The sequence below is a fragment of the Bifidobacterium platyrrhinorum genome, assembly GCF_010667645.1.
Lineage (GTDB): Bacteria > Actinomycetota > Actinomycetes > Actinomycetales > Bifidobacteriaceae > Bifidobacterium > Bifidobacterium platyrrhinorum.
Genome location: NZ_WHZV01000003.1, coordinates 96,941 through 107,133 on the forward strand (window position 1 = coordinate 96,941; position 10,193 = coordinate 107,133).

The following is a 10,193-nucleotide window of genomic DNA, read 5'->3' on the forward strand; positions in this document are numbered from 1 at the left end:
AACCATGGTCAACGCCATCGAGGCTTTCGACGCCAAGCACCTCAAGCCCGCCGAGGAGATCCCGGCCTTCCGTCCCGGCGACACCGTCGACGTGAACGTGAAGATCAAGGAAGGCAACAACTCCCGTATCCAGACCTTCACCGGCGTGGTGATCGCCCGTCAGGGCGCCGGCGTGCGCGAGACCTTCGTGGTCCGCAAGATCAGCTTCGGCACCGGCGTGGAGCGCCGCTTCCCGGTCCACTCCCCGTCCATCGACTCCATCAAGCTGGTCCGCCGCGGCCGCGTCCGTCGCGCCAAGCTCTACTACCTGCGCGCCCTGCGCGGCAAGGCCGCTCGTATCGTCGAGCGTCGCGACAACTCCGCCAAGTGAGTTCGCATCACGCGTCATGCGTAGGATGACGGCCCGGAATCGCCATGATTCCGGGCCGTTCGCCGTTTTCGGGACGTATGCCGCGTGCGCTTGCGGAACCGGCCGCCGCGGCCGGCGTCCCCGCGCGTGGGCAGACGCGCGATTATGATGGGCGGAGTTTCTTCGAGGAGGGCCCATGGCAGATTCCGATATCGACGCGCGCGACCGTCACACCTTCGCGGTGGCCGACCACGGCATCGACCCGTCCGACATGCCGCCGGCCGCCGGCGCGACCGGAGGGGCGGGCGGTCCGGGGGCGCACGTCGCCGCCCGTTCCGGCGCCAAACGCGACGCGGGCATGTCCTGGCTCGACACGTTCATCTGGTGCGGCATCCCGATCCTCATCGTCGTGCTCATCCGCATCTTCCTCGTCGGCTTCTACGAGATCCCCACCCGGTCGATGGAAAGCACCATCGAACCCGGCGACCGCGTCATCACCTTCAAGCAGGCGGAGCGGGCCTTCGGACTCAAACGCGGCGACGTGGTCGTCTTCCACGACCCCGCCGACTGGCTCGCCAACGAGCAGTCCTCCGGCCCGCTCGCCGGCGACTACCTCATCAAACGCGTCATCGGCCTGCCCGGCGACACCGTCGAATGCGAAGGCGCCGGCCAACCCGTCAAGGTCAACGGCGTCGCCATCGACGAAAGCGCCTACCTCAAGGCCGGCGTGCAGCCCAGCGCCTTCCCGTTCAGCGTGAAGGTCAGCGCCGGCCACGTCTTCGTCATGGGCGACAACCGCGCCAACTCCGCCGACTCCCGCTACCACCAGGACGACGGCGACCACGGCCTCGTGCCCGTCGGCAACGTGGTCGGCGTGGGCCTGTGCCGATACTGGCCGCTGAGCCGCCTCGGATCGCTCGACGCCCACCACGAGGTCTTCGACAAGGTCCCCGCGGGGGCCTCCGCATGATCACCCCCACGCTCGACCTCGAACGCGACCTCGCCGCACGTGGCTACGACCTCATCGCCGGATTCGACGAGGTCGGCCGCGGCGCGCTCGCCGGCCCGGTCATGGTCGGCTGCGCCGTCATCCGCGCCAAGGACCTCGCGCACCTCGCCGTGCCCGACGGCGTCGCCGACTCCAAGCTCCTCACCGAACACCGCCGCGAAGCCATCCACGACGAACTCACCGACTGGGCCGCCGCGTGGGCGGTCGGCGCGGCGAGCAACGCGGAGATCGACGAATGGGGCATCACCCACGCGCTCGGCATCGCCGCCCTGCGCGCGCTCGCCGAAGCCGAACGCAAGCTGGGGGTGGGGGATTCCGGCGTGCGCGTCGGCGCGATCCTCGACGGCCCGAGCGACTACATCACCAAGGCGCTGAACACGTTCGACGCGCCCGACGTGCCGGTCCCCGCCGACGTGACGACCAAGGTCAAGGGCGACCGCTCCTGCGCGACCGTCGCCACCGCCGCCGTCATCGCGAAGGTGACGCGCGACCGGCTCATGACCGCGCTCGCCGACGACCCGCGCTACGCCGTCTACGAGTGGGCGCACAACAAGGGCTACGGCACCGAGGCGCACCGCGCCGCCATCGCCGAACACGGCCCCAGCGACCTGCACCGCCTCTCCTGGAAACTTGTCTGAGAAGCCAATGACGAGCGGCGGGGAGGCGTCCCCCGATATATCGGGGGTATGCATGTGAACGCTCACGTGTCGTGATGTCATACGCGCTACACTTGCGCCAGTAGTGCAGTGACGCGCGGGAGGAGAAGAGGTATGGCTTCCGGACGCAAAACCAACAAACGCCCCTCGATGTTCGAGGTGGCCAAACTCGCGGGCGTCAGCCACCAGACCGTGTCCCGCGTCATCAACAACTCGCCGGACGTCTCCGACGCCACGCGCGCCCGCGTCAAGGCCGCCATCCGCGAACTCGGCTACCGTCCGTCCAATTCGGCCCGGGCCCTCGCCTCGAGCCGTTCGCGCACCATCGGCCTGATCGCCGGCGGCCTCAAGTTCTTCGGTCCGATCTCCGCCATCTCGTCGATCGAGTCGATCGCGCGCGGCCACGGCCTGTTCATGAGCGTGATGATGGTGCACGAGGCGCTGTGCACGCAGAAGGAGTTCGACGACCTCATCGACACGTTCAACGAGCAGAACGTCGACGCGTTCATCTTCCTGACGCCCACCGACGTGATGCTCGACGTGGCCTGCCGCGCCCGCGTGAGCCAGCCGCGCGTCATCGTCACCTCCACGCACGGCGGGATGAGCATGCGCGAGGCGCGCTCGCTCATCCCCGCCGACGACCTGCCGCGCACGTCGTTCGTCGGCATCGACCAGTGGGGCGCGATGGCCGATGTGCTCAGGCTCGTCAGGTCGGCCGGGCACCGTCGCGTCCTGTATCTCGCCGGCCCCGCCGACTGGCGCGACGCCGCCACGCGACTGGCCGCGTGGGAGACGCTCGCCGGCGCCGAGGCGATCCAGACGCAGGTCATGCGCTGCACCACGTGGGAGTCCTCGGAGGCGTACGCGAAGATGAACCGTCTCATCGACACGGCCGGCGTGACCGGCGCGAAGCTGCCCACGGCGGTCGTCGCCGCGAACGACGCGCAGGCGGTGGGCGTGGCGCGCGCGCTGCAGGAGCACGGCCTGCGCATCCCGCAGGACGTGAGCCTCGTGGGCTTCGACGACATGACCGGCATGGACAACATGTTCCCGCCGCTGACCACCGTGCGCCCGGACTTCGAGGGGCTCGGCACGGCCGCGATGCGCGAGGTGCTGCGCCTGCTCGGCGAGGGGCAGGAGCCGGCGCTGCCGAATTCGCAGCACGGCGTGGGGCTCGTGCCCGCCACGGTGTGCGACCGCATCTCGCTGGGGCCGGTGCCGCGCGTGTGACGGGGGGGTCGCCGGGTGCGGGACGACGTCGCGCGGGTGCGGTTCCGCCGGTATCAGCCCGGTCGATGACCTGTTATCAAACCGTTATCTTTCGGGACACGTCGGGCTTGTGATACGGCCCCGTGGCCGTTACAATGAAATACGGAAATTGTGAGCGTTAACAGCCACCCAACGAAGGGGTGCGGTGACGCGCACGGAACGACGATCGGGCGGTGATGGCCGGCCGGTCAGAAGGAGTCCACACATGGCAGCAACGAACGCCTCCGAGCAGGTCGCGGCGATCGCCGAGAAGATCCGCGCCGGCAAGACCTCGCTGGGCATCGAATTCGGTTCCACCCGCATCAAGGCGGTGCTCATCGACGACGAGTACAAGACCATCGCCTCCGGCGACTACGGCTGGGCCTCCCACCTGGAGGACGGCCTGTGGAGCTACTCCAAGGACGAGATCTGGAAGGGCCTGCAGACCGCCTACGCCTCCATGGCCAACGACGTGAAGACCGCCTACGGCGAGACCCTCACCCACATCGGCCACATCGGCTTCTCCGCCATGATGCACGGCTACCTCGCCTTCGACAAGGACGGCGAGCTGCTCGTGCCGTTCCGCACCTGGCAGAACACCAACACCTCCGAAGCCCACAAGAAGCTCTCCGAGCTGTTCCAGTACAACATCCCCGAACGCTGGTCCATCGCCCACCTCTACCAGGCCGTGCTCAACAAGGAGAGCCACGTCTCCAAGGTCGCGTACTTCACCACGCTCGCCGGCTACGTCCACTGGAAGCTCACCGGCAAGAAGGTCCTCGGCGTCGGCGACGCCTCCGGCATGTTCCCGATCGACCCGACCACCCACGACTACGAGACCGAGTTCATCGAGAAGTTCAACGCGCTGCCCGAAGTCGCCGCCCAGCCGTGGAAGCTCGCCGACCTGCTGCCCAAGCCGCTCGTCGCCGGTACCCCCGCAGGCGAGCTCACCGCCGAAGGCGCCAGGCTGCTCGACCCGTCCGGCGCCCTCGAACCGGGCGTCGTGCTCGCCCCGCCGGAAGGCGACGCCGGCACCGGCATGGTCGCCACCAACTCCGTGCGCGTGCGCACCGGCAACGTCTCCGCCGGCACCTCCATCTTCGCGATGGTCGTGCTCGAGCACAAGCTCAAGGCCCTCCACCCCGAAGTCGACCTCGTCACCACCCCGGCCGGCGACCTCGCGGGCATGAGCCACGCCAACAACTTCACCTCCGACCTCAACGCCTGGGTCGGCCTGTTCGGCCAGTTCGCCAAGGCCATCGGCCACCCGGTCGACGCCGGCTCCCTGTACGGCACGCTGTTCCGCGCCGCCATCGCCGACGACGTCGACTCCAACTGCGGAGGCCTGCTCAACTACCCGTTCCGCTCCGGCGAGTTCCTCGCCGGCCTGCCGGAGGGCCGCCCGTTGTTCGCCCGCAGCCCCGAGGCCAACATGACCCTCGGCAACTTCATGCGCGCCCAGCTGTTCTCCGCGTTCTCCCCGGTCAAGATCGGCATGGACGTCATGACCAAGCAGGAGCACGTCCAGATCGACTCCCTCGTCGGCCACGGCGGCATCTTCACCACCCCGAAGGTGGCCCAGAAGATCCTCGCCGCCGCGTTCAACACCCCGATCAAGGTCATGTCCACCGCGGCCGAAGGCGGCGCCTGGGGCATGGCCGTGCTCGCCGACTACCTGTGGCACGCCGACGCGGACCATGACAACCTCGCCGACTACCTCGACGGCTGCGTCTTCAAGGACGCCGAGTCCACCACCGAGGAGCCCTGCGCGGGCGACGTCGTCGGCTTCGAGGATTTCTTCGCGCGCTTCAGCAAGGGCCTGCCCATCGAGCACACCGCCATCGAGGCCATCGACCTCGAGGAGAAGTAGGCCGAACGGCCCATACGGAATTTCAGAAACGTCCATCCAATCGGAAAGGAAAAACCAACAATGGCAACTCTGGCTGATTACGGTCCCGAGGTCCGCGCCGAGGTCAAGCAGGTGCGCGAGGTCGTCTCCAACCTGCACCAGCAGCTGATCAAGTGGAACCTGGTCGTGTGGACCGCCGGCAACGTGTCGCAGCGTCTGCACACCGCCGACCTCATGGTCATCAAGCCGTCCGGCGTGCGTTACGAGAACCTCACCCCGAACTCCATGGTCGTGTGCGACCTCGAGGGCAACGTGGTCGACGGCTCCGAGGCCCCGTCCTCCGACACCGCCTCCCACGCCTACATCTACCGCAACATGCCCGACGTCTACGGCGTCGTGCACACCCACTCCACCTACGCCACCGCCTGGGCGGCCACCGGCCAGAACATCCCGTGCGGCCTGACCATGATGGGCGACGAGTTCGGCGGCCCCGTGCCGGTCGGCCCGTTCCGCCTCATCGGCTCCGAGGCCATCGGCAAGGGCGTCGTCGAGACCCTCAAGAAGTACCCGAAGTCCCCGGCCGTCCTCATGCAGAACCACGGCCCCTTCACCATCGGCAAGGATGCTGAGGGCGCCGTCAAGGCCGCCGCCATGACCGAGGAGGTCGCGCACACCATGTGGGCCGCCCGCCAGCTCGGCGACATCATCGAGATCGACCAGGCCGACATCGACAAGCTCAACGACCGTTACCAGAACGTCTACGGCCAGCACTGAGACTTAACCCAACAACCATCACAACGAAGTAAAGGAAGTAACCCATGGTTATGGAGAACCCCTTCGAGGGCAAGGAAATCTGGTTCGGCGTCGGCTCGCAGGACCTGTACGGCGAGGAGGCCCTGCGTCAGGTCGCGGAGCACTCCGCCGAAATGGTCGACTACCTCAACAAGACCGGCAAGATCCCGGCCAAGATCGTCCTCAAGCCGACCCTGAAGTCCTCCGACGGCGTCAAGCAGTTCATGGTCGAGGCCTCCGCCAACCCGAACGTCATCGGCGTCATCACCTGGTGCCACACCTTCTCCCCGGCCAAGATGTGGATTCGCGGCCTCGAAGTGCTGACCAAGCCGCTGCTGCAGCTGGCCACCCAGCACCACAAGGAGATCCCGTGGGAGACCATCGACATGGACTTCATGAACCTGAACCAGGCCGCCCACGGCGACCGTGAGTTCGGTTACATCGTCTCCCGCCTCGGCATCCCGCGCAAGATCGTCGTCGGCCACTACACCGACCCGGAGGTCGCCGAGAAGGTCGGCACCTGGGCCCGCGCCTGCGCCGGCTGGGACGCCTCCAACAACATGAAGGTCATGCGCTGGGGCGACAACATGCGCAACGTCGCTGTCACCGAGGGCGACAAGACCGAGGCCGAGCGCGTCTTCGGCGCCTCCATCAACACCTGGGCCGTCAACGAGCTCGTCGCCGCGTACGACGCCGTCAAGGACGACCAGGTCAAGGAGATCATCGAGGACTACAAGGCCAAGTACGACGTCGATCCGGCCCTGCTGGACGCCAAGTACGACTCCCTGTTCATCGCCGCCAAGGAAGAGGCCGCGATGGTCAACATGATGCGCGCCAACGGCTGCACCGCCGGCGTCGACAACTTCGAGGACCTCGGCGCCCTGCCGCAGCTGCCGGGCGTCGGCCCGCAGCGCTTCCCGTCCGAGTACGGCTGGGGCTTCTCCGCCGAAGGCGACTGGAAGACCGCCGTCCTCGTGCGCATCGGCGCCGTCATGGGCTACGGCCTCGAGGGTGGCGCCTCCCTCATGGAGGACTACTCCTACAACTTCACCGAGGGCAACGAGCTCGACATGGGCTCCCACATGCTCGAGGTCTCCCCGGCCATCGGCACCATCGCCAAGCCGAAGCTGGAGATCCACCCGCTCGGCATCGGCGGCAAGGCCGACCCGGTGCGCCTGGTCTTCTCCGGCAAGCCGAAGAAGGACGCCGTCGTCGTCTCCATGGCCGACGAGCGCGAGCGCTTCCGTCTGCTCATGGACGTCGTGGACGTCGTCGAGCCGCAGGGCTCCCTCAAGGAGCTGCCGTGCGCCCGCGCCGTCTGGAAGCCGCAGCCGAGCCTGAAGACCGCCGTCCAGTGCTGGATCACCGCCGGCGGCTCCCACCACACCTGCATGACCACCTCCGTCGGTCGTGAGGCTTGGGAGGACTTCGCCCGCATCGCCGGCGTCGAGCTCGCCGTCATCGACGACAAGACCGATGCCCGCCAGTTCGAGAAGGAACTGCAGCTGTCCGAGATGTACCACCGTCTCGACAACCGTCACTGATTGATGGAGTGTCCTCGTCGTTGCTCCTCGGTCGACGTACCTTCGTACGCCTTCCCTCGGTGCGCCTGGAGGACACACGCATCGATCAATGCCGGCAAGCCGTCACTGATCGGTTGATGGCGGAACATCCGATTTCACCCGCCGACCGGTAAGTCAGGGGCCTATCCCGTAAGGGGTAGGCCCCTCGTCGTTCCTGACCACTTTCAATGCAGAGCCCCCATATGCCGCTCTCCCCGGGCATCTTGTTCGTCCTGACCACCCTGTCTGTTCCGGGTGTCCTGTTCATCTCGGTGTCTTGGGTGTCTTGGGTGTCTTGGGTGTCTTGGAGGGCACGGGTTCTCCTGAGTATCTTGTTCGTTCTAATCGTCCCGGGCATCCCATCCATCCCAGCGGTTTCTTTCTTTTTTCTTTCTTTTTTCTTTCTTTCTTTCCTTCCCGGTTCCATTGCTTTTGGCTTCTTTACCCGCTCAAACCCCCGTTATCTCCGATTTACAGCGCCAAATGCCCGAAATAGGCCCACGAAAACGGGTGTTTGGCGCTGTAGATTCCGGATAACGGGGGTTTCAGCCCTGAGATTCGTCGCGGACGCCCCCTCTACAATGGGGACATGGTACGGCATGTTGCGGTCGATGCGCTGTTCGCCAAGGCGCGTCAGGAGAGACGTTGCGCGGTCTCGCCCACGGACACGGAATTCAAGGCGATCCAACGTCGCATGCGCTCCGGAACCGTCGTGAAGCCCTTCCGCGGACTGTATGCGCAGGCTGATTACTGGAACGCCCTTGACCGGTACGAGCAGGTCCGGCACATCGTCCGCGCCTTGGCCGGATGCCATCCCGAATGGGTGTTCTGCGGCCCGACGGCCGCCGTCATGCACCGGCTGGATTGCTCCTATCGGCTGGTCCGCCCGCTATGGATCGCCGTACCGCCCGGTGCCCACTACCGCAACACCAAGCAGCTGACGAGACATGTCATCTCCCATCCGGAGACCGTGGAGATCGACGGAGTGAAGGTGACGGGACTGTTGCGCACCCTGTTCGACTGCGCCGCAACGCTGCGGCTGCGGTACTCGCTTGCGCCCATCGATTCCGCATTGCGTTCGGAGACCGTCAGCCGTGAAGCGCTGCTGGCGTATCCCTCCTCGGTGAAATACTCACGGCGGCGCCGGGACGTGCTCGAGGCGTTCACCCTATCCGACGTGCGCAGCGAGAACGGCGGCGAATCGTCGGCGCGCGGCATGCTGCATGAGATGGGCTATCCTCCCGACGACATCCAGACGGAATTCCCGTGTCTGGACCATCCCGGCAGGAAGCATCGTGTGGATTTCCTTTGGAAGAAGGAGGATGGAACCTGTGTGGTGATGGAATTCGACGGCGTGCGCAAGTACGTGGATCCGAACATGGCGTCCGGCAGGTCGATACGCGAGGTGGTCGACGGCGAACGTCGCAGGCAGCAATGCCTCGAACGTCAGAAGGCCTCCGTCATACGCATGTACGCCAACGAACTGGACAGTCCGGGGCGGATCATCCGCGACCTTGAGGACCTGGGCGTGCACTGCGTCCTGTAGTAGCATGCCGCCGTCGGTCGTCGCCGTGAGGGGTGGATGCCGAATCTATCGAACCGGAGGGAGGGCGTCCCCGGCGGTTTCAGTAGTGGCGTAACAGCCGTTCGTCCTCTTCGGCGAGACGGTCGCGCCATGCGTCGCCGAAGCATGCCATCAGCGCCTCCTGCAACGCGCAGAGCCGTATGAGCCACTCCCTGTGCGTCCACGGTTCATGCGGTTTGGCCGACATGATGCGGTACGCGCGCTCGTTCACGATGGCTCTGACCAGATCATAGGCCACGGCATCCTCATCGTCGACGGATTCCACCGGATCGATCCGCCCACGCTCCTGATATGTGCGATAGGTGTTTCCATCGGTGCCTACCCACAGGTAGGTGCCGTCGTATTTCGACCAAGGTGTTTCGAACATCATCTGGTTGACGGCGAACGGATCCGCGTCGTCACGGTATCCGCAGATACTCCTTAGTCGCTCGCCGTATACGTCCTGGAACCGGTCCGCCAGTTCGAGTGTGGCGGACCGGTCCATCGGGATATAGCCACGAAGCTCCGCATCGTCGCGCATCGCCTTGCGGACCGACGGGCGGTCGAGAAAGTCCTCGTATGTCCCGTCGCTCGTTCCTCCGCCGTTGTGCGCGCGCAGCACGGTCAGCACGGGGGATTCCCGATTCCGGCCGTCCGTGCCGGAATCATCGTGACCGGCAGGAGGCCGTATCAGCCACGACAGTATTCCCATGACGGATGTCCTCCTTCCGCTTCGCCTGTTCGATGTCGTCATTTCGCGTTCGGCGGTGTCGGTGCCTGTATTCCGGGGTTCCCTTTCCGGAACTCGCCCATTAGGATCCCTCATTACGGGATCCACCCATTGGGATTCCCCATTACGCCATTGGTATCCCCCATTACGGAATTATCTCATTCCGCAATGAAAGAGCCCATATACCGGCTGAAACCCCCGTTATCTCCGATTTACAGCGTCAAACACCCGATTATGAGGGGCGATTTCATCCATTTGACGCTGTAAATTCCGGAAAACGGGGGTTTCAGCCGGTATAGGGGTGACGGAGGATGTCCCTTGGGCCGGTATCCGATCGGGACACCGACCCGGGACCAGCCGACCCGGGACCAGCCGACCCGGGACCAGCCGACCCGGGACCAGCCGACCCGGGACCAGCCGACCCGGGACCAGCC

Annotated in this window: 9 protein-coding genes; 8 read left to right on the top strand and 1 reads right to left on the bottom strand. The window is 65.8% G+C overall.

The genetic code is table 11. From position 1 onward, the window contains the following. Positions 1 to 4 precede the first annotated feature (4 nt). The 8 genes from rplS to GFD21_RS04925 all read left to right on the top strand — a co-directional run bounded on the left by rplS (position 5) and on the right by GFD21_RS04925 (position 9,011). Positions 5 to 370, top strand: a complete 366-nt coding sequence (gene rplS, locus GFD21_RS04890) for a 50S ribosomal protein L19 (RefSeq protein WP_163196820.1) — start codon at positions 5 to 7, stop codon at positions 368 to 370. Positions 371 to 545: 175 nt separating this feature from the next. Next, positions 546 to 1,319, top strand: a complete 774-nt coding sequence (gene lepB, locus GFD21_RS04895; protein WP_163196821.1) for a signal peptidase I — start codon at positions 546 to 548, stop codon at positions 1,317 to 1,319. Then, positions 1,316 to 1,996, top strand: coding sequence for a ribonuclease HII (locus GFD21_RS04900; RefSeq protein WP_163196822.1), 681 nt, complete (start codon positions 1,316 to 1,318; stop codon positions 1,994 to 1,996). Before lepB ends, GFD21_RS04900 begins: the two co-directional genes overlap by 4 nt. A gap of 132 nt (positions 1,997 to 2,128) precedes the next feature. Next, entirely contained in the window at positions 2,129 to 3,244 is a 1,116-nt protein-coding gene (locus tag GFD21_RS04905; RefSeq protein ID WP_163196823.1) for a LacI family DNA-binding transcriptional regulator, read from the top strand. A 244-nt stretch (positions 3,245 to 3,488) separates the two neighbouring features. Beyond that, a complete protein-coding gene (locus GFD21_RS04910; protein WP_163196824.1) occupies positions 3,489 to 5,132 on the top strand; it encodes a xylulokinase in 1,644 nt (547 codons plus the stop codon). A 60-nt stretch (positions 5,133 to 5,192) separates the two neighbouring features. Further along, positions 5,193 to 5,885: an L-ribulose-5-phosphate 4-epimerase gene (locus GFD21_RS04915; protein ID WP_163196825.1), complete on the top strand. Its 693-nt coding sequence runs from the start codon at positions 5,193 to 5,195 to the stop codon at positions 5,883 to 5,885. Positions 5,886 to 5,929: 44 nt separating this feature from the next. After that, on the top strand, positions 5,930 to 7,447 hold the full coding sequence (araA, locus tag GFD21_RS04920) for an L-arabinose isomerase (RefSeq protein ID WP_163196826.1): 1,518 nt from the start codon (positions 5,930 to 5,932) through the stop codon (positions 7,445 to 7,447). A 607-nt stretch (positions 7,448 to 8,054) separates the two neighbouring features. Next, a complete protein-coding gene (locus tag GFD21_RS04925) occupies positions 8,055 to 9,011 on the top strand; it encodes a type IV toxin-antitoxin system AbiEi family antitoxin domain-containing protein (protein WP_225431673.1) in 957 nt (318 codons plus the stop codon). A 79-nt stretch (positions 9,012 to 9,090) separates the two neighbouring features. On the opposite strand, the gene GFD21_RS04930 is transcribed toward GFD21_RS04925, so the two are convergent. Continuing rightward, complete coding sequence (locus tag GFD21_RS04930; RefSeq protein ID WP_163196827.1) at positions 9,091 to 9,741, bottom strand: hypothetical protein; 651 nt, start codon at positions 9,739 to 9,741, stop codon at positions 9,091 to 9,093. Positions 9,742 to 10,193 lie beyond the last annotated feature (452 nt).